Here is a 19,137-nt window from a genome sequence, read left to right on the forward strand (position 1 = left end):
CTGGTTACACACCTTTAATCCAGCATCATCCGTGCCGCGACTAAAAATCCTATCAAATCAGTAAATTAACGATTAGGGGTCACCCGACTGTAAAACGGAGCTTACAGCGGAGGCCGCAGGGCATTGCGTCAGGCTTGGTGTTTTGTCCGAGCTTATGCGGCAGCGGTCATTGATGGAGCAAAAAACAAGACCTGTTCCCTGGATCCTTTCCGACGCTTACCCGCGAGATTAGGGCTTTCTCTTCTCCGCCTCATCCCAATGACTTGAATGCCTCGAACTCTGCTCGCGGCGGATAGGGAAAGTCCGGGAAAACACGGAAGCGCCTGATTGCGGGAACGGCTCACAAATCAGGCGTACACACCCGCATTCCGCTCCGGGTAACTCTCGTAGACGTGCTCGAACACCGCCGAGCACTTCTGCTGATAGAGCTCGGGCGTATAGGCACGGGGCAGTCCCATGTCGAGGGTGTCCTCGATGGTCAGTTTCAACTGTGAGCGTGCCGTCGACTTCTGGCGCCAGTTCAGCACCAGCAAGTCCTTGAGGCGCGTCAGTAGATCGCGGGCCACCTTCTTCACCTCGGCGCGCTCCTTGGGGCTGAGCTCCGGCGCCGGCCGGGTGAGGATGTCGAAAATGACCAGTTCCTCCTCGCTCATGTGCTCGCGAACGTGGCGCTGTTCCTCGTCGTTCAGGCTGTTGGACAGCTTGAGCAATTCCTCGAACAGCTCTTCGATGCTGCGGCTGCCGGCGTTGTAGCTTTCGATCAAATCCTCGAACTTCTCGGCGAAGTCGGCGCGGGTGCGGTTGAGCGCGATCAACTTTTCCAGTTTGGCGCGGATCGCGGCCTTGAGCATCTCCAGGTCGGTGTTCTTGTGCTTGGACTCCTTGAACCGTTGGGCCAGCGCTTCGAAGTTGATCTTCGACAGATCGAGTGCCGGCGGACCCTGCTCACGGATGGCGTGCCCCGTGATGGAGTCGTCCAGCAGGCCGTTGATTTGGCTCATCACCCCTGAGATGTCCGGAGGGTTGGGGTTCAGCTTGGCGCGAATCGCCCCGGCCAGTGTCCCCAGACAGGCCACGCGCCCGGTGAACTCCAGGGCCGTGGGCTCCGGTTTCACGGCTTGGTACAAGGTGCCGACCAAGCGCTCATGGCCCAGGAATTCGCGGCGCAGGGGGTCCGGTGCAATCAGGGCGTCGATGGCGTCTTCGATGCGCTGCAGACGTTCCAGGCCGCTCCCCTCACCCCGTCCCTCTCCCAGAGGGAGAGGGTGCCCTAGCGACTCGATCTCGTCCAGCACCACGCCCTGTTGGGTGCAGAAAGCCGTAGCTTCAACGACGGCCTTGCGCAATTCCTCCACCAGCAGCTTCTTGTCCCTGACGGGATTCTTGCCGTCCTTGCCGGCTCCATAGATGGCCAGCGCTTTCTCCAGCGAAGCGAACACGTTGGCATAATCGACGATGACCCCGCTGTGCTTGCCGGGGAACACCCGGTTGGCACGGGCGATGGTCTGCATCAGGGTATGGATGCGCATGGGCTTGTCGAGATACACCGTCGAACAGCTCGGCGCATCGAAGCCGGTCAGCCACATGGCGCAGACGAACACCAGGCGCAGCGGGTCTTCGGTGTCTTTGAACTTCTGGGCTAGTCCCGGCTCGGATTCATTCATCCGCTTGCGGTGTGGGGCGATGTCCAGGCCCAGCTTCTGCATCTGCTGGATTTCGTTCTGGCCGGGCGAGACGATCACCGCCATGTCGGTGGTCGTCAGTACCTCCAGACGGGCCTTCAACTCCGATACGCGCAAGTCGCGCCGCGCCTGTTCCGAGCTCCCTTCGCCACCCGGCCGATGGGCCAGTTGCCCTAATTCCTGTTGCACCCGGGCAGTTTCGTCCGCCCAGCATCTCTTCACCTTGTCGTGCATCCGCAGCGCGGTGGCCTTGTCGATGGAAACCACCATCGCCTTGCCGATAGCCTGATCCAAACGGGGCTCGCCCGAGGAAATGCGGCACGATGTCTTGGGCCACGGTCTCCAGCCGGTCGTCGCGGGTCAGCAGGTGATATTGCCGCGACAATTCCTTCTCCAGCTTGGCTTCCTGATCCGGGTCGAGTTCGGCCTCCTCGATCAGCCGGTAGATGTCGTCGTTCAGGTCCGGGTTGACCAGTTGCAGTTCGGGCGTGCGGTTCTCGTAGAACAGCGGCACGGTGGCGCCGTCCTCGATGGATTGCTGGAAGTCGTAGATCGACACATAGTCGCCGAACACGTCCTTGGTGCGTTCCTCGCCCGCGATCAGCGGCGTACCGGTAAAGGCCAGGAACATCGCCTTGGGCAAGGCGGCGCGCATGTTCAGCGCCAGGGTGTCGTACTGGCTGCGGTGCGCCTCGTCATTCAGCACGATGACGTCGGGCCGGTCGCTCAGCACCGGCATAAGGCCCTCACCCCCGTCCCCTCTCCCAAAGGGAGAGGGGAGATTCTTACTCCCTTCTCCCGCTGGGAGAAGGGCTGGGGATGAGGGTGTTTCGGGACGAAACTTATGGATCAGCGTGAAGACGTAGCGATGGTTGCCGCGCAGCAATTCGCGCAGATGCGCGCCACTGCCGGCATGGCAGGCGTCGCCCTCCGCCTGCGACACCGCACCCACCGCCTTGAAGGTCTTGGCGATCTGCTCGTCCAGCTCGATGCGGTCGGTGACGATCACGAAAGTCCAGTTACCCGCCAGCTTGCGCAGCACCTTTTGGGCGAAAAACACCATGGAAAAGCTCTTGCCGCTGCCTTGGGTCTGCCAGAACACACCGCCGCGCCCGTGGCCCAGCTTGCGGGCTTCGAGCATGGAGGCAATGGCGTTGTTCACGCCGAGGAACTGGTGGTTCTGCCCGAGTATCTTGACCAGCCCGGCCTTGTGCTCGGAAAACAAAGTGAAGTTTTCCACCAGATCGAACAGCCGCTGGCGGTCACAGGTGCCGCGCAGCATCGTTTCCAGCGACACTCGGCGCGGCTCGTCCTCGCGGGCTATGCGCTTCCACTCGAAGAAGCGCTCCCAGTCCGCCGTCAGCGAGCCGATACGGCTGTCGGTGCCGTTGCTGGCAATCAGAAAAGCGTTGTACCAGAACAGCTGGGGAATCTGCTGTTTGTAGTGGGTCAGGTTCTCATCGAAGGCGACCCGCGCCGAAACGCCCGGCTTCTTCAGTTCGATCACCACCCACGGCAGGCCGTTGACGAAACCCACCAGATCGGGCCGGCAGGTATAGAGCGCGCCGGTGACGCTGAGCTGGCTGACCAGCAGAAAATTGTTGTTCTCCGGGTTTTCCCAATCCACCACGCGCAGGCGCACCTTTTCCTCTCCTCTCCCGCGTGCGGGAGAGGGGCCGGGGGCGCGGTCGGGGACGGACACGGCAATGCCTTCCTTAAGCAGCCGGTACACCTCCCGATTGGCCGCTTCCAGGCTCATGGCCGAGCGGTCGCGGGTCAGCTCGTCGATGGCGGCGTCTATCGCCTCGGACGGAAGCTTCGGGTTGAGTTTGGAGAGCGCTTCCCGCAGGCGCGCCACCAGCACCACCTCGGCCTTGGTCTCGCGCCCCAGCGTACCGCCGACGCCAATGGTTTCCTCCATCGCCGAAACCGTCTGCCAGCCAAGCGCGGCAAACAGCCCGATGGCGGGCTGCTCGACGAGTTGGTCTTCGGTATAGGCGTGGCTGCTCATGGATCGACTTCCTGTATCTGGATTATGGTGGGCGAGCGCCAGCTTGCCCACCGCAATGTATCATTCACCATAATCCGCCCCGCTTTCCGAAACACGGCTCCCGGCCCAACCGACCGGATAAATGCCCTCCGCAACGAATCGGTGAAAGGTCGAATAGGGCCAGTCGACAACCCGGCTCACCAAACCATGTTTCAACGGATTGATATGGATATAGTCGTAGTGCCGGTGTAAATCCTCGGCATCGCGGATTTGGTGTTCCCAATAGCGGCGTTGCCAGATGCTCAATTCCCGATGTTTTTCCCGCGAAGCCGTCATGGCGCGTTCATCGTTCAACAGTCCCTTCATCAAACGAGAAAACGTGGTTTTGATCACGTTCCAGCGCCGCGGATAATCCTTGTCGCCGTCCGGCAAGGACCAGACGCAATGCATATGATCGGGCAGCAATACCCAGGCATCTACGCCGAAAGGCGCGCCTTTGCGGGCGGTGATGACGGCTTGCCGCAACGCGGAGCGGCTTTCCGGCAAGGTCAGTATCGGCCGGCGCCGATAGGTGACCACCGTGAAGAAATATTGGTTTCCAGGTCCTTTGGCGCGGAGGTATCTCGGCATGGCTGTCCTTGGCTTTGCTGGGTTGATCGGGTGGGAATGGGGATGGTGGGCGATGGTCGGCTATGGTGGGCAAGCTGGCGCTCGCCCACCCTACCATATTGATAACGTAGGGTGGGTAAACGGCTGTTGGTTTGCCCACCGGTTCGGTGGGCCGGCCGAGCCTGCCCACCCTACGATGACTCGGTTCGCAGTTTGTCGAGCAGCGCCAGATGGTGATACCAGGGCAATTGTGCAAGCACCCCTTGCACAAATTCGGCATTCGGCCACGCCTCGGCGAAGGCGCGCATGTACTTGAGATTACGCGGCGAAAAACCCTTCATTTCCGGAAAAGCATTGCGCAGGTCCTGCGCCAACCGCTCGATGACCTTGGCGCCCCAGCCTCCCGGTCCTGCCGTGCCCGGATGTCCTGGCCGATCTGCCAGTACAGCAGCACCAGTTCGCGATTGACCGCCAGGGCCGCCCGCTGCTGGGCGGCGTGTATGCGGGCCTTCAGCTCGGTCAACCAGGCGGCGTAATCGGCGGGAAGCGGGATGATGTCGATCATGGCTCAGGCGGCCTCGACGTCGATCTGGCCGGAGAGCAGGCGCGGCAGCAGGAGGTCTCGGGCGCGGCGGAGGTTTTGGATTTGGCGTTGGAGCGTAGCCCCCTGCCGTTCAAACGCATCGGCGAGCCCGCAGAAACTTGAAAGTATGTCCGCAGGTGGGACGAGCACGTTGAGCGCGTAAGCTTGATTGCGGCTTAAGCCCGGCACGGCTGCATCGCTGTTGATGAAATTTAGCGTCGGCAGAACATAGAACAGGTAGCGCAACGGTAATTTCTTCGAAGTCACAAAATACGCCGTATCAATAACGAAGAAATCATCGTCGCACCAGAACACGCTTCCGACATTTCCTTTGCGGCCAACAATTATCCCAGGTCCTTGGACCAAAGCAGTCTCGTGAGTGCCGACCACACCGCTGGAGCCGAAGACTGGACATGCACCGTCGCGCCTATCTTCTTTCTTCAGAGCCTTGCCGTAGTTCAATTCGAGAATTTCGCCGAGCTTCTGTACCTCCCACCCCTGCGGAATCTCGCCGAGGGGAGAGGCGACGCGGGGGACGTTTTCGTGGCCGGGGAAGCGGAAGTGGACGAACCACTCGCGGTAGAGGGCGCGGGCCATCGTCTCCAGTATCTTGATGCGCCGCTGGCAGTTTTCGATGAGATCATCGTAGGCCGACAGAATGCCCGCGATGCGTCGTTGCTCCGGCAGCGAAACCTTTGGCACTTTGACCGGGTAAACGAAATTCCTGTTCAAGGACTGCTGCGCGCTGCCGGAGTTCAGTGACGAGAAATCGAGGCTTTCCAAGAGGTACCGGACGAACAGTGGCTCGTTACCTTTGAAGTCTGTGACGAAAATCGTAGTGTTATGCGGCCAATAGTCTTCCCGAATGAACGTAACTTTGCCGAACGATGCGCCGCTTCGACCGAGCATGACGCCTGGCCCTTTTGCTCTTGCTGTGTCGTGGTAGCCGTGGACGCCGGCTGAGCCGACGATTGGCACATTGCCCGGACGACGCTGCATTTCAGTGAGGTCGTAGCCACGCTGAAGGCTGATGAGTTCGCCGAGCGTCGTCGTTTCCATCCTCACGCCTCCAATATCCCCGCCACATTCGCGGCGATGATCTGCTCCAACTCCCGCGCCTGAGCATTCAGCGCTTCCAGTTCCTCGTTCAGTTCTTCGAGCTGTTCCTTGAAGTCCTCGTCGCTCACGTCCTCGCCCGGCGCGACGCCGACGTAGCGGCCGGGGTTGAGGGACCAGCCTTGGGCTTCGACTTCACTCAGGGTGGCGGCTTTGCAGAGGCCGGGAATGTCGCGGTAGACGAGCCCCTCGCCCTGTGGGAGAGGGGTTGGGGTGAGGGCCTGCGCACCTGATGCTTGGGGCGAAGCCGTTGAAGCATTGATCGCTTCAGCCCTCACCCCCGGCCCCTCTCCCAAGGGGCGAGAGGAGAAAACTTCCTTGATCTTAGCTTCGGCCTCTTCGCCGCCGAGGGTGTAGTCCAGCGCCTCGCCGCGATAGAGCCGCACCAGGTTGGCGATGAAGCCGATCTGCGCCGGGGTCCAGTCGCGGTGGGCGCGGTCGACCTGGCGGTAGATGTGGCGGGCGTCGATGAAGAGGATGGTGTTGGCGTGATTGACTTCGCCCTCACCCCGGCCCTTTGTTTCCGGGCTTTCCTGCCCGGAACCCTCCGGGCGGGCTTCGCCCGACCAAATCCGCTCCCGGCGGATTTGTCCCAAAGGGAGAGGGAGGTTTGCTTTGCCTCGGTCGAGGAACCACAGGGTGCAGGGCAGCGTGACGTTGTAGAACAGGTTGGGGCCGACCGCGACCATCACGTCGACGGCGCGGGCTTCGATGAGCTTCTGGCGGATGTCTTGCTCAGAGGCGCGGGCGTCGGAGGCGGAGTTGGCCATGACGAAGCCGGCGCGGCCCTGCTTGTTGAGCGAGGAATAGAACAGCTGGATCCACAGGTAGTTTGCGTTGTCGGTGCGCGGCAGGGCGAAGGGGAAGCGGCGGCCGGGGCCGACTTGATCCTTGAGCCTTTCCTTGTCCACGGCGTTGACGTTGAAGGGCGGATTGGCGAGGACGAAGTCGAACCAGCCGATGGCGTCGTGGGGGTCGTCGTAGTAACTGTTGACCTGGCCGCCGTGGCGGATGTCGCCTTCCAGCCCGTGGATGGCGAGGTTGAGGCGGCACAGCCGGCCGGTCTCGTCGGTCTTCTCGACGCCGTGGATGGCCAACTCGGCGGCGGGGTTCTTCTGGCGCTCGGCGACGAAGCGTGCCGATTGCACGAACATGCCGCCGGAGCCGCAGGCCGGGTCTAGGATGCGGCCGTGGAAGGGTTCGATGATTTCCGTCAGCAGCTTGACGATGGATGAAGGCGTGTAGAACTCGCCGCCCTTCTGGCCCTCGGTGCGGGCGAACTCGCCGAGGAAGTATTCGTAGATGCGGCCGAAGGCGTCGTAGTCCACGCTGGCGGGAATCTCCGATACCTTCTTCAGCAATTCCTTGAGCAGGGTGCTGGTGAACAGGTTGTAGGTCTTGGGCAGGACGCCGGAAAGCTGCGGGTTCTGCTTCTCGATGTCGCGCATGGCGGCATTGATCTGGCCGCCGATATCCATGGCCTCGGGCAGTGCGAGCAGGTAGTCGAATCGCGCCTCGGGGCTCAGGTACAGCACGCCTTCGGCATGATAGGCGGCGGGTTCATCCACCCGGCTGCCGCGGCGCGACAGCTGCGCCCCCTCACCGCCGGTCCCAGTGTTTCCGGGCTTTCCTGCCCGGAACCCTCCGGGCGGGCTTCGCCCGACCAAATCCGCTCCCGGCGGATTTGTCCCGGAGGGCGAGGGGAGCGAGAGCTTGGAGCGCTGGGCGGAGAAACGGACATCGGCGAAACGTAGAAAGATCAGTCCGAGGATAGGACCGGAATATTCCTGGGCCTTCAGCCCCGAGTTGGCGCGGAATTGGTCGGCGGCGTCCCAGAGGCGTTTTTCCAGATTGGCGGCGGCGGTGTCTTTTTCGGAGGGGGCGATCCAGTGCATGGTCAGTCAAGTTCAGGGTGTGATCTGTCGAACAAACGACAGCGGCGGCCAGGTGTATGGCCCCGAGAAAATTGCGAGCGGTTTTGTCATGGCGGGTCCAAGCGCTTGGTTTGCCGACTTCGCACGCGCGCCGCGCGCGATACCCAGGTATGGCCGGGACTTTATCTGTCGCGCCAATTCCACAGGCCATCGGCCTTCAGTTCGAGCACCGCGTCGTAATCGTCCTCGGGCTCGTCGGCTTTGCCGATGTTGAGATATCCGATCGAGTGTTCCGAGAGCAGTTCGAGCATGTCGTGGAAACGTCCGGCACTCAGCGTACCGCTCACCCGGTTGAGAAATACGTAGGAAGGTCGGGCATGCAGGATGCGGGCAAACGAAAACAACTGCTGCTCGTCCAGCGACAGCACGCTCGTCCAATCGTGTTCCCGATCGAGGCCGCCCAAGCTGTTCACTACGGGCATCAAGCCCAGTTTTTTGAGGATCGCATCGCAAGGCTCGCCGTCGGCCGGGTGATTTCCGCTAACCCCCGCGATGAACTCCCTCAAGGTGCCGGGAGGAAAATAAGGGCGTTCCGGCAGAAAATGTATCTGCTCCGCGCCGGGCAGGATGATATGCCCGGAGCCATGCTCCCACAGGCCCGCGCTGGCTTTGAACAAAGCCTGCTTGGCGTCCTCGTTGGGGCCGGCGATCAATACCCGGGACTTCGCCGGCACGCTCAGGCTGAGTTCGCTCAGCAGTGGCCTATCGCCTTTGGGGGGCAATAGGCTCAGCTTGTCGTAGCTCCAATTTTTTTCGTCGCGGGAAATGACGATCCCTTCGGAGCGGCCCGAGCGGGATTCGCGGATGACTTCGCCGAGCGCGCCCAGTCTTGCGATGATGGCGGCGAACGAGGACAAGGACTGGAATTGATTGACGATGAGGGAAAACGCGCCGACCAGGTGAGCGAATGCCATCGCCGATTGGGTAATCACGCCGAATTCCACCTCGCCGCGCAGAAACAGGGGGGCGACGATCAGGGTGGGCAGGATCTGGATGAGATAGTTATAGCCCGTGGTGAAAAAGCCCAGGTTTCTGTGCATCAAGATGATGCGCTGATAGTTGGCGATCAAACTGTGCATCCTTTGCGACAGCCGCGTCTCGATGTTCTCTTCGCGTTGGGCGAGCGCGATGGATTCCGTGTTTTGCCATACATGGTGCAGGGTGCCGCGGAAATCGGCCTCCTTGTCCAGTTGGCTGTATTCCATGCCGATGAGGGGGCGGCCGAGTTTCAGCGTGAGATACGAGCCCAGCGCTCCATAAGCGAGCGTCACCGCGAACAGCTGGGGACTGATGGTCCACATGACGCCGGAAAAGGTGATGATCGTGATGCTGCCGTTCAGAATCATCAATACGAACGACAGCGTGGTCACGGTAAACGAGCGTATATCGTCCGCGATGCGCTGGTCGGGATTTTCTATTCCGCCGTCCTGCTTGAGGCGGTAATAAGTGCGATCGGCGAGAAAAGCGCCAACCAGGCGGCGGGTGAGCCAGTCTCGCCATAACATGCCCAGCTTTTGTTCCGTATATCGGAAAATCACCGCGACGAGCGTGGAAAGGGCGAAGACGACGAGGTAAAGAATGGCCTGGACCGTGAATTCGTCGGCGTTGCGCTCGGCCAGGGCGGTTATGAAATCGCGCCCGACGAAACTGTTGACGACATTGAGCCCGTTGACCGCGAGCAGCAAGAATAGGAGGGCGGCGGACAAGTACAGGGCTTTTCCGCCGACCTCCGACGCGACGAAACTCTTGGCGGCGTTAAGTAGCTGCTCCCGGTTCGGCTTGGTTTTCAATTCAAAATCCCCTTTTAGTTATTCTTAATAGTGCTTCGAAATACGGCGCGTGATTAAAACCTATGCCCATGAGCGGCGACCGCTCTTCCGTCCGCCGCGGCAGGATGAGGGGCAAATCTACTTGTCCCACAACCATGCCGCACCTCTCACCCCGCTGGAGTCGCCGTGCCGGGGCGGTGTCAGTCGCGTGTCCACCCGGTCGGAAAATACCCAGTCATTCCACAGCCGAGGCACGTTGAGGTATAGCCTTTCCAGTTGGGATAGCCCACCGCCCAGCACGATCACGTCGGGGTCCAGGATGTTGACGACATGCGCCAGTGCACGGGCCAGGCGCTCTTCGTAGCGGCGCAGACTGGCTTCACAGGCGGCGTCGTTCCTGGCGGATTCGGCGATGACCGGTGCCGTCAGGGGGCTCCCGGTCATGTGCAGATGATCGGCCGCGAGTCCGGGGCCCGATAGCCAGGTTTCTATGCAGCCCGAGCGTCCGCAATAGCAAGCCCGTCCCGGTCTTTCATCGTCACGCGGCCAGGGCAGGGGGTTATGGCCCCATTCGCCGGCGATGGCGTTGGGTCCGTTCAGGAGTCTGCCGTTCACCACGATCCCGCCTCCAACGCCGGTTCCGAGGATGACGCCGAAAACCACCGTGGCACCCGCCGCCGCGCCGTCGCTGGCCTCGGACAAGGCGAAGCAGTCGGCATCGTTGGCCATGCGTACCGGACGGTTCAATTTCCGCTGCAGATCCTCCTGCAACGGCTGGCCGTTCAGGCAGGTCGAGTTCGAATTCTTGAGCCGTCCTGTGACCCGTGAGGTCGCCCCGGGCGTTCCGATCCCGACCGTGAGCCGGACGGCCAGTTCGCGTTCCGCATCCGTAACCAGCGCGGCTATGCCGTCCAGGGTTGCCGGGTAGTTGCCCTGGGGCGTGGAAATCCGGCGGCGCCAGACTTCCTGATCACCATCGTCGAGTACGATGAGTTCGATCTTGGTGCCGCCGAGGTCTATACCCGCCCGCAGTTGCATGCCCGCTCCGCCTTAAATCATGAGGAAAAGGGGGCAGATTCTAAGCGTCCCGGCCCGCACATGCCATCTTGGCCCATCCCGCGCCGGTCCCCGTCCCGGCGGCGTCCGTGCGACGATCCGGAGGCGGCCGGAACGGCTGGACACTTCCTCGCGCGATGTGAATAATTCCCACGGGCGAAGTATTCCCATGTCGTTTCGGCCCGAAGGGTTCGTCAGCCTGACATCTCGCCAGGAGTCTCGACTTATGTCCGTGTACGCATACTCCCCTAGCCACGTTCGCGCAGCGAGATCGCGTTTTTCCCGGCCGTTCTCCGGCCGGCGGCCCTACCCGATTGCGCAGATGGCTTAAGCGGGCCGGGAATTTGCCCAAGAACCGCCAGTCACCGGTAGGGGTGACGCAGGCCGACAGAACGGACGCACCTTTTTCAGCACCCACGACCGGCCGGTTTTCCCAACGACTGTTGGGCATACTGTGTCTGCTGCTGTGCGCACTGGTCTTGATGCCGGTACTGCAGACGGGATCGACCCTGTTCGGGGCGGAACCCGGAGCATGGGCGACGCCCATGCTGCCGCAATTGCTGGGCAATACCGTCGAACTGGCATTGGGGGTGGTGGCCGGCGCCGGAATCATCGGCACCGCTTTGGCTTGGCTCACCTCTCTGTACCGTTTTCCCGGGCGCGACTGGCTGGTGACTGCCCTGGCGCTACCCTTGGCGATGCCGGCCTATGTGCTGGCTTTCGTCCTGCTCGGCGCGTTCGAAACCAGCGGCCCCGTTCTCACCGCCGGGCGTGCCTTGTTCGGCGCGGATGTCCGCTTGCCTTCCCCGGGCTCCGGAGCGGGCTTGACGGTCGCGCTCGTGCTGGCGTTTTATCCCCATGTCTATCTCCTGGCGCGCAACGCCTTTCTCCAGCGCTCGATACCGATCATGGAGGCCGCCCGCAGCTTGGGCGCGGGACCCTGGACGGTTTTTTTCCGTGTCAGCCTGCCTTTGGCCTGGCCCTGGATCGGCGCCGGCTTGGCCCTGGTAAGCATCGAAACGCTGGCCGAATTCGGTGCGGTTTCGCTCTACGGCTACGAAACATTCACCACCGCGATCTACCGGACCGGAGTGGGCCTGGATCTGCCGCTCGCCGGCAGGCTGTCGGCCTTGCTGCTGTTGTTTACGCTTCTGGTCGCCGGCGCCGAACAGTCCCTGCGCCTCCGTCAACGACGCCGTCAAGCCGCCACCCCGCGTGCGCGCGTGCGGACCAGGCGGCTTGACGGCTGGCGCGCCGTCATGGCGACGGCCGCCGCGGGATCGGTGCTCATGCTGGCCTTTGTCCTTCCCGTCACCCAGATCGTGATATGGGGTGTGGTGGGGCTGCTCTCGCCCGATGACAGCCAATTTTTCGAACCCGCGCTGAATACCCTGATGCTGGCGGGAGCCGGCGCAGCCCTGATCGCCACCGGAGCGCTCGTCTTGGGATGGCGCTATCGTGATCGAGCGGCCCGGCCGGCGCGGCTGGTCGTGCGCCTGGCGAGCTTGGGCTACGCGATGCCCGGCGTGGCCGTGGCGATAGCGGTCTATTCCGTGCTGGCGGAACTCGAAGGGTCGGCAGGCGGCCATGCGTCGGCTCTCTCCCTTATCGGCGGGCTCTCGGGCTTGCTGGCCGCTTATGTCATCCGATTTCTGGCGGCCGGCTTTGGCGCCATCGACAAGGGTATCGAGCGCCTGACGCCCGGCATGGAAGCGGCGGCGCGCAGTCTGGGCGTGAAGGGATACGCGCTGTGGCGCCGGCTCTACGCACCGCTGCTGCTCGGCGGGCTGTTCGAAGCCTGGATACTGGCCATGGTGGAGATCGCAAGAGAATTACCCGCCACCCTACTGCTACGTCCCGACGGGTGGGACACCCTGGCCGTTAGGACATACGCGTACGCGGTGCAAGGCAACTGGCAGCGGGCCTCCTTGCCAGCCATGGCTCTGGTCGGCATAGGGCTGATCCCGGTGCTATTGCTGGCGCGGGCGGCGGAGCGCCATCGGTGAGTCCGCGTCTGGAGTTGAGCGCGGTCCACGTGACACGCGGCGCGCATCTGGTGATCAAGGGCGTTACGCTGCAATTGCCGCCGGGGATGATCGGTTGCCTGCTGGGGCCGAGCGGTTGCGGCAAAACGGCCTTATTCAGGGCCATCGCCGGATTCGAGCCGGTTTCGCGGGGAGCCATACACATCGACGGCGCCAAGGTGGCCTCCCCGCTGGTGACCGTGCCTCCCGAGGATAGGCTGGTCGGGGTGGTGTTTCAGGATTTTGCGCTTTTCCCCCATTTGACGGTGGCGGAGAATATCGCATTCGGTCTGAGCGAAATCAGGTCCGGCGAACGGCAGGGGCGCATCGCCGAGATGCTTGTACTCTTCGGGCTGGGCGGGGCGGCGCATTGCCATCCGTATCAATTGACCGCCGATCAGCAGCGTAGGCTGGCCTTCGCGCGTGCCATTGCGCCTAGGCCGCGGCTCCTGCTGATAGACGAGCCTTTCGCCGATGCGGATGCGGAAAACCGATTGCGTCTAGCGCACGATCTGCGTCTGATGCTCAAGGAAGCCGAGATGACCGCTTTGCTGGCGACCGCGGATCAACAGGAGGCATTCGCCGCCGCCGACCGCATCGGCGTGATGTCGGCGGGGGTATTACAGCAATGGGCCGATGCGGAAACCCTTTATCAGCAGCCTGCCAATCGCGTCGTCGCGCAGCTCATCGGTCAGGGCGTGGTGCTGAGCGCACGGGTGGGAGGCGCGGGCGATTTGCTGCACACTCCCCTGGGCGATGTTCTGCTTCCCGAATCGGCGCAGGCGCCGCCCCTGGGTCACTATGTGGGTATCCTCGTACGCCCTTGCCACGTGCGCCTGAGCGCGGACGAGAAGTCCAACGCGACGCTGATCCGCCGGTTTTATCGTGGGGCCGACGTGTTATATGTATTGCGCCTGGACAGCGGGCAGGAAATATCCGCCACAGCCCCTTCCTGCAGCCGCTATCCGCTCGGGGAAAGGCTGCATGCCAGCCTGGACAGGCTTACGCCACCGATATTGGTCAACCTGGAAGGGCGCGTGTGAGCGGCACTCAGCCGCCGCGCGTCTCGCGCCAGTAACTACGCCCCCAGATGAGGACGTAGATAATGCCGCTGAGCGCCGTAGTCGCCAGCACCAGGCACGTCAGAGTGGACAGCAAGAGTGGAGGCAAGGGCGCGACGCCGTGTTCGAATAATACGGCGACGATCAGCACGAGTTGCAGAAAGGTATTGAGCTTGCTGGTCCAGTGCGGACGGCCTTCGAAGGGATGCAGCAACAGGTAGTAGGCGATGGCGCCGCCCAGTATGACCACGTCGCGCGCCACGACGGCTGCGGTGACCCAAACGGGCAGCAGACCGAGGTGCGCACCCAGGATGAAGCAGGTGAGCAGTAGCAGCTTGTCGGCCAGCGGATCCAGCAGGGAGCCGAGCTTGCTTTGCCAGTGGTAATGCTTGGCGAGAAAACCGTCGAGGCCGTCGGAGACGCCCGCCACGATAAACAGGGAAAGCGCCAGTTCGTAGCGCCCGTTCAGCATGTAATGCGCCACCGGATAGACCAGCAGCACGCGTAGCACCGAAATGATATTGGGGATGTGGCGTGCCCGGATCATGTGGGTTTCACAAAAAAACGGTAAAGGGCGACGAAGGATGAGCCTCCCGACAAGCCACCGCCCGCGATGTACAATACCACACTCGAATCGAAGCGGAAGATCGGCGCGGTCGCACGCGAACCGGGCGTCGGAAGCTCCCACCCTATCCATGTCCGGCGGGCCTTTAGGCCTCGCTCGGGCCGAGGCCCCATCCAGAGGAATAGCCCTTGAATACGACTCGTGACCCAGGTCTTAGTTATAAAAGCGCCGGCGTGGACATCAGCGCCGGCAACGCGTTGGTGGAACGGATCAAGCCCGTCGCGGCACGGACCCGGATCCCCGGCGTACTGGCCGGGCTGGGCGGATTCGGTTCCTTGTTCGAACTGCCGCTCGACCGCTACCGCCAGCCGATACTGGTGGCCGGTACCGATGGCGTCGGCACCAAGCTGAAACTCGCCATAGATTCGGGCCGTCATGGCGGCGTTGGTATCGACCTGGTGGCGATGTGTGTCAACGACATCGTGGTGCAAGGCGCGGAGCCGCTCTTTTTCCTCGACTACTACGCGACCGGCAAACTGGATGTCGAGGTCGCCGCCAGCGTGATCGAAGGCATAGGCAAAGGCTGCGAACTGGCCGGCTGCGCCCTCGTCGGCGGCGAGACGGCCGAGATGCCGGGCATGTATCCGCCCGGGGAATACGATCTGGCCGGTTTCAGCGTCGGTGTGGTGGAAAAGTCCCGCCTGCTCGACGGCAGCCGCGTGCAACCGGGCGATGTGTTGTTGGGCCTGGCGTCTTCCGGGCCGCACTCCAACGGCTATTCCTTGATCCGCAAGGTTTTGGAACGTTCTGGCGCCGGCTTCGACGACCTGCTGGGCGACAAGACGCTGGGCGACCGGCTGATGGCTCCGACCCGCATCTACGTCAAATCCTTGCTGCGTCTATTGGAGTCCGTGGAGGTCCACGCCTTCGCCCATATTACCGGTGGCGGCATCACGGAAAACCTTCCGCGGGTGCTCCCCGAAGGAAGTGCCGCGGCGATCGACCTGTCGGCCTGGGCGTTGCCGGCCATCTTCGGATGGCTGAAGGAGCAGGGCAATATCGAGGAAGCGGAAATGTTGCGTACCTTCAACTGCGGAGTCGGCATGATCGTCTGCGTCGGTCCCGAGGACGAAACGCGCGCGATCGCGACATTGACGGAAGCCGGCGAACACGTGTTCCGCTTGGGCCGGATCGAAGCGGGACCAGCCTCCGTGGCCTACTCCGGCCGGCTCCAGTCGGCATGAGCGAGGGAGTCGGCATGGAATTGAGTGTCGTGGTGCCGGTGCACAACGAGGCGGAAAATCTCGCCCCGCTGCTCGGCGAAATCGCCCAGGCGCTGGACGGCGTTCGAGAATATGAGGTCGTCTACGTGGACGATGGCAGCCTGGACGATACGGGATCCCGTTTGCTGGCCTTACGCACCGAGTTTCCCCGCTTACGGGTGTTGAGGCACCGGCGGGCCTGCGGCCAGAGCACCGCCTTGCTGACCGGTATCCGCGCGGCGCGCGCGCCGGTGATCGCGACCCTGGATGGTGATGGCCAGAACGATCCGGCGGACATTCCACGCTTATGGTCCGCCCTCATGGAACTGCAGACCGAACAACCGCTCGCGATGGTAGCCGGTTACCGCAAGCGCCGGCAGGACACCGGGTGGCGGCGTTTCTCGTCGCGCGTGGCCAACACCGTACGGGGCGGTTTGCTGCGGGATCACACGCCGGATACGGGATGCGGGCTTAAGGTATTCTCCCGCGAACTCTTTCTACGCCTGCCTTATTTCGATCACATGCATCGCTTCCTGCCGGCCTTGGCTCAGCGCGCGGGCGGCAAGGTCGTTTCAGTGGAAGTCAACCATCGGCCACGCCTGGCCGGGGTGTCCAAATACGGCACCTGGCAACGGCTATGGGTAGGCATCGTCGACCTGGTCGGGGTCATGTGGCTGCAGAGACGGGCCCACCTTCCAGACATCGACGAATCGGAAGGCCCCTTGATCAACTAGCCTGAGCTTAAAGTATGGGCTGGCGCCCGGCTCAGTGTTCAATGAACGGATGTTCAAAGCGGCTAGACCGGCAGGGGGATTTTTCGGTGTGGCTGCCGCCCTAAAACGAAGAGGGAATCAACGTGAAAAAGATTATTAAGCTGCTCGTTCGGCTGCCCTTGATACTGCTGCTCTCTCCGCGCCAGGGCTTGAGGACTTTGCGTGGTTTGATTTTGTTTTTTCGCGATTACCTGACGCTAAAAAAGCAAGTGCCGCTTGCGGTAAAGGAGTTTCCTTTTGGGGCGCTTTTCCCTTGTATCGAAGACCGATTTGACGAGGGCGGGGTTGCCAAGGGACATTATTTTCATCAAGACCTACTGGTCGCCAGAAGAATATTTCAGAATGAGCCGAAAACGCATGTCGATGTAGGATCGCGAATAGATGGATTTGTGGCCCATGTCGCGTCGTTCAGGCCGATCAAGGTGGTCGATATTCGCCCCTTATCGAATAAAGTACCCAATATCGAGTTCGTTCGGGCAGATCTGATGGCCGACCTGGATCAAAGTCTTGTCGATTCGTGCGATTCGCTCTCCTGCCTTCATGCGCTCGAGCATTTCGGCTTGGGCCGTTATGGCGATACCGTGGATTATGACGGTTATGTGCGTGGGTTTGATAACTTATACAAGATAGTGAAGCCGGGTGGAAAGTTTTATTTCTCGGTTCCCATCGGCCCACAGCGCATCGAGTTTAATGCGCACAGGGTTTTTTCGGTTGATTACCTGATGGAATGTTTTGCGGGGAAGTATAGGGTCGACTTTATTTCATTTGTGGATGATAGGGGCGACTTGCATGAACACGTACAGTACGAGCAAAAGGATTTGGCGGGCAACTTCGGCTGTTGGCTGGGATGCGGTATTTTTGAATTGACAAAGTTATAGGCGATGTTCGCCGGCTGCCTAATTTTTCCCGGATTTTCCATGCCGGTTGGGCCGTTCAGTGTCGGCCGCGGTGCGGCGGAGCGACGCATTTTGTCCGGCATTATTTATTATGTTTGATGGCTCTTAATTATATTTCTTGCATGCAGGCCCATTCCTTCAGATGACGATAATTAGGCACCTCGCGCTCCGCAAGGATTACGTCTTCGTGTGGCTGGCTCTGGTCCTGATGGGCCTGGCTTATCGTCCCTTGACACCGGTCGATGAAACCCGCGCCGTGACGGTCGCCTGGGAAATGTGGTCGCAGCATCAATGGCTGGTACCGCATTTGAATGGCGAGCCTTACAGCCACAAGCCCCCCCTGCTGCTATGGGGCATCAACCTGATGTGGCTGGTGTTCGGGGTGAACGAATGGAGCGCGCGACTGCTTCCCTCCCTGTTTGCGCTGGGCAATTTGCTCCTCACAGAGCGCTTGGCCCGCCGTTTATGGCCCGAAGCCAAATCGAGCGCCCGGCTGGCGCCCTGGCTTTTGCTGGCCATGCCGGTATGGGCGATGTGGAGTTCGCTGACGCTCTACGACATGCTGACCACCACCTTCGTGCTGGTGGGTTTGCACGGGATAAGCCGGGCGGGGCGGGGCGAAACCCGAATCGGCTGGATTTGGGCCGGATTGGGTATCGGCGGCGGTGTGCTGGCCAAAGGTCCGGTCATTTTACTGCTGGTCCTGCCCGTTGCGTTGGGGGCTCCCTGGTGGGGGGCTTTGCGACCGGATGCCGGCTGGGGCAACTGGTATCGGGGCCTGCTGGGTGCGGTCTTGCTGGGAGCCGCGATGGGTTTGGCCTGGGCGATACCCGCCGGTTTCGCGGGCGGCGAGGAATACCGCCGGATGATCTTCTGGGGGCAATCGGCCGGCCGCATCGCCAATGCTTTCGCGCATCAGAGGCCGGTCTGGTGGTATCTGGAAATCTTGCCCCTGCTTATGTTCCCCTGGGTGCTTTGGCCGCCGCTATGGCGAGGCCTGAGGCGTATTCAGTTCGATCCCGGGCTGCGCTTTTGTGCTCTGCACGCCGCATCCGTATTCCTGATTTTCTCACTGATCAGCGGCAAGCAAGTTCATTATCTGCTTCCGGCGCTGCCGTCCGCTGCCTTGTTGCTGGCGCGCCTGCTCGGCCGTGGCGATCAACCCGCGATCCGGAACGACCAGGTTTACGTCGGCTTCCTGTTGCTGGTCGTCGGTTTGGCATTTACCTTGATTCCGGTGGCGGGATCGCTTTTCGGCCTGCCGGAATCGCTCGAAGATGCTGTGCATATCGCCGACGCGGCGCCCCTGACCGCCAAGTTAGTCTTGCTCCTGAGCGGAATTTTTCTGTTGCGCGGACAGCCGGGCAGCCGCTACGGTGCCGTGCGCGCGCTCACCCTGTCCATGCTGGCCTTATTGTTCAGCGCCCATTTGGTTTACCGTCAGGTGGGCTGGACTTATTACGACATGCTCCCGTTCGCGCAGCGATTGTCGGCGGTCCAGCAACAGGAGCGCGACGTGGCTTATTTCGGCAAATACAGCGGCGACTTCCAGTTTCTCGGACGTCTCGAACGCAGGCTGGAGGAAATCGAGGCGAGCGAGGCTTTCGTGGACTGGCTGAAACGGCACCCGGAGGACTACGCGGTGATCATTCATCGCCACAAGGAAAAAAGGCTGGAAGAGGGCGCCGAATTCGGGCAGTTCTACCGAGGCAGCCGCCGCATCACTTTATGGAAGGCCGCGGAGCTTGTCGCCAGGCCGGATGTTCTCAAGGAACTGATGGAGTAGCCGCGTTACAATGCTTCCCTGTATTAATCGA

At 61.7% G+C, this 19,137-nt stretch carries 14 protein-coding genes and 1 pseudogene; 6 read left to right on the top strand and 9 right to left on the bottom strand.

Annotated elements, in window-relative coordinates; all coding sequences use genetic code 11:
- Positions 1-347: 347 nt before the first annotated feature.
- The 8 genes and pseudogenes from JWZ97_RS05605 to JWZ97_RS05645 form a co-directional block, all read right to left on the bottom strand.
- On the bottom strand, positions 348-1,748 hold the full coding sequence (locus JWZ97_RS05605) for a type I restriction enzyme endonuclease domain-containing protein (RefSeq protein ID WP_205433823.1): 1,401 nt from the start codon (positions 1,746-1,748) through the stop codon (positions 348-350).
- On the bottom strand, positions 1,657-3,693 hold the full coding sequence (locus JWZ97_RS05610; RefSeq protein WP_205433824.1) for a type I restriction endonuclease subunit R: 2,037 nt from the start codon (positions 3,691-3,693) through the stop codon (positions 1,657-1,659). The genes JWZ97_RS05605 and JWZ97_RS05610 overlap by 92 nt, the downstream gene beginning before the upstream one ends.
- Positions 3,694-3,753: 60 nt before the next feature.
- Positions 3,754-4,302, bottom strand: a complete 549-nt coding sequence (locus JWZ97_RS05615; protein WP_205433825.1) for a transposase — start codon at positions 4,300-4,302, stop codon at positions 3,754-3,756.
- Positions 4,303-4,472: 170 nt separating this feature from the next.
- Positions 4,473-4,846 (bottom strand): annotated as a pseudogene (locus JWZ97_RS05620) (DUF1016 N-terminal domain-containing protein).
- A 3-nt stretch (positions 4,847-4,849) separates the two neighbouring features.
- The gene (locus JWZ97_RS05630; RefSeq protein WP_205433827.1) at positions 4,850-5,923 is read right to left on the bottom strand and encodes a restriction endonuclease subunit S; all 1,074 of its coding nucleotides are present in this window, start codon (positions 5,921-5,923) and stop codon (positions 4,850-4,852) included.
- A gap of 2 nt (positions 5,924-5,925) precedes the next feature.
- Positions 5,926-7,875, bottom strand: a complete 1,950-nt coding sequence (locus JWZ97_RS05635; RefSeq protein WP_205433828.1) for a class I SAM-dependent DNA methyltransferase — start codon at positions 7,873-7,875, stop codon at positions 5,926-5,928.
- A 161-nt stretch (positions 7,876-8,036) separates the two neighbouring features.
- Positions 8,037-9,704 carry an ABC transporter ATP-binding protein/permease gene (locus tag JWZ97_RS05640; protein ID WP_205433829.1) on the bottom strand — a complete coding sequence of 556 codons (1,668 nt, stop codon included), beginning with the start codon at positions 9,702-9,704 and terminating at the stop codon, positions 8,037-8,039.
- A 117-nt stretch (positions 9,705-9,821) separates the two neighbouring features.
- On the bottom strand, positions 9,822-10,721 hold the full coding sequence (locus JWZ97_RS05645) for an ROK family protein (protein WP_205433830.1): 900 nt from the start codon (positions 10,719-10,721) through the stop codon (positions 9,822-9,824).
- Between the two features lie 332 nt (positions 10,722-11,053).
- Between JWZ97_RS05645 and JWZ97_RS05650 the strand changes: the two genes are divergently transcribed.
- The gene (locus JWZ97_RS05650) at positions 11,054-12,745 is read left to right on the top strand and encodes an iron ABC transporter permease (RefSeq protein WP_205433831.1); all 1,692 of its coding nucleotides are present in this window, start codon (positions 11,054-11,056) and stop codon (positions 12,743-12,745) included.
- Complete coding sequence (locus tag JWZ97_RS05655) at positions 12,742-13,806, top strand: ABC transporter ATP-binding protein (RefSeq protein ID WP_205433832.1); 1,065 nt, start codon at positions 12,742-12,744, stop codon at positions 13,804-13,806. The genes JWZ97_RS05650 and JWZ97_RS05655 overlap by 4 nt, the downstream gene beginning before the upstream one ends.
- A 7-nt stretch (positions 13,807-13,813) precedes the next feature.
- On the opposite strand, the gene JWZ97_RS05660 is transcribed toward JWZ97_RS05655, so the two are convergent.
- A complete protein-coding gene (locus tag JWZ97_RS05660) occupies positions 13,814-14,371 on the bottom strand; it encodes a CDP-alcohol phosphatidyltransferase family protein (RefSeq protein ID WP_240342504.1) in 558 nt (185 codons plus the stop codon).
- A gap of 206 nt (positions 14,372-14,577) precedes the next feature.
- Between JWZ97_RS05660 and purM the strand changes: the two genes are divergently transcribed.
- From purM to JWZ97_RS05680, 4 genes are all read left to right on the top strand, one after another.
- The gene (purM, locus tag JWZ97_RS05665; protein WP_205433833.1) at positions 14,578-15,633 is read left to right on the top strand and encodes a phosphoribosylformylglycinamidine cyclo-ligase; all 1,056 of its coding nucleotides are present in this window, start codon (positions 14,578-14,580) and stop codon (positions 15,631-15,633) included.
- A gap of 14 nt (positions 15,634-15,647) precedes the next feature.
- A complete protein-coding gene (locus tag JWZ97_RS05670) occupies positions 15,648-16,385 on the top strand; it encodes a glycosyltransferase family 2 protein (RefSeq protein ID WP_205433834.1) in 738 nt (245 codons plus the stop codon).
- A 122-nt stretch (positions 16,386-16,507) separates the two neighbouring features.
- Positions 16,508-17,302 carry a DUF268 domain-containing protein gene (locus JWZ97_RS05675; protein ID WP_205433835.1) on the top strand — a complete coding sequence of 265 codons (795 nt, stop codon included), beginning with the start codon at positions 16,508-16,510 and terminating at the stop codon, positions 17,300-17,302.
- Between the two features lie 160 nt (positions 17,303-17,462).
- Entirely contained in the window at positions 17,463-19,106 is a 1,644-nt protein-coding gene (locus tag JWZ97_RS05680) for a glycosyltransferase family 39 protein (RefSeq protein WP_205433836.1), read from the top strand.
- The last annotated feature ends 31 nt before the right edge of the window (positions 19,107-19,137 follow it).

It is taken from the genome of Methylococcus sp. EFPC2 (assembly GCF_016925495.1).
Taxonomy (GTDB): domain Bacteria; phylum Pseudomonadota; class Gammaproteobacteria; order Methylococcales; family Methylococcaceae; genus EFPC2.

What these genes read in the sequence shown, in the direction of transcription:
- JWZ97_RS05680 (WP_205433836.1), top strand. Translation starts at nt 17,463, where the DNA reads ATGACGATAATTAGGCACCTCGCGCTCCGCAAGGATTACGTCTTCGTG.
- JWZ97_RS05630 (WP_205433827.1), bottom strand. Translation starts at nt 5,923, where the DNA reads ATGGAAACGACGACGCTCGGCGAACTCATCAGCCTTCAGCGTGGCTAC.
- JWZ97_RS05670 (WP_205433834.1), top strand. Translation starts at nt 15,648, where the DNA reads ATGGAATTGAGTGTCGTGGTGCCGGTGCACAACGAGGCGGAAAATCTC.
- JWZ97_RS05660 (WP_240342504.1), bottom strand. Translation starts at nt 14,371, where the DNA reads ATGATCCGGGCACGCCACATCCCCAATATCATTTCGGTGCTACGCGTG.
- JWZ97_RS05615 (WP_205433825.1), bottom strand. Translation starts at nt 4,302, where the DNA reads ATGCCGAGATACCTCCGCGCCAAAGGACCTGGAAACCAATATTTCTTC.
- JWZ97_RS05610 (WP_205433824.1), bottom strand. Translation starts at nt 3,693, where the DNA reads ATGAGCAGCCACGCCTATACCGAAGACCAACTCGTCGAGCAGCCCGCC.
- JWZ97_RS05605 (WP_205433823.1), bottom strand. Translation starts at nt 1,748, where the DNA reads ATGGCGGTGATCGTCTCGCCCGGCCAGAACGAAATCCAGCAGATGCAG.
- JWZ97_RS05635 (WP_205433828.1), bottom strand. Translation starts at nt 7,875, where the DNA reads ATGCACTGGATCGCCCCCTCCGAAAAAGACACCGCCGCCGCCAATCTG.
- JWZ97_RS05645 (WP_205433830.1), bottom strand. Translation starts at nt 10,721, where the DNA reads ATGCAACTGCGGGCGGGTATAGACCTCGGCGGCACCAAGATCGAACTC.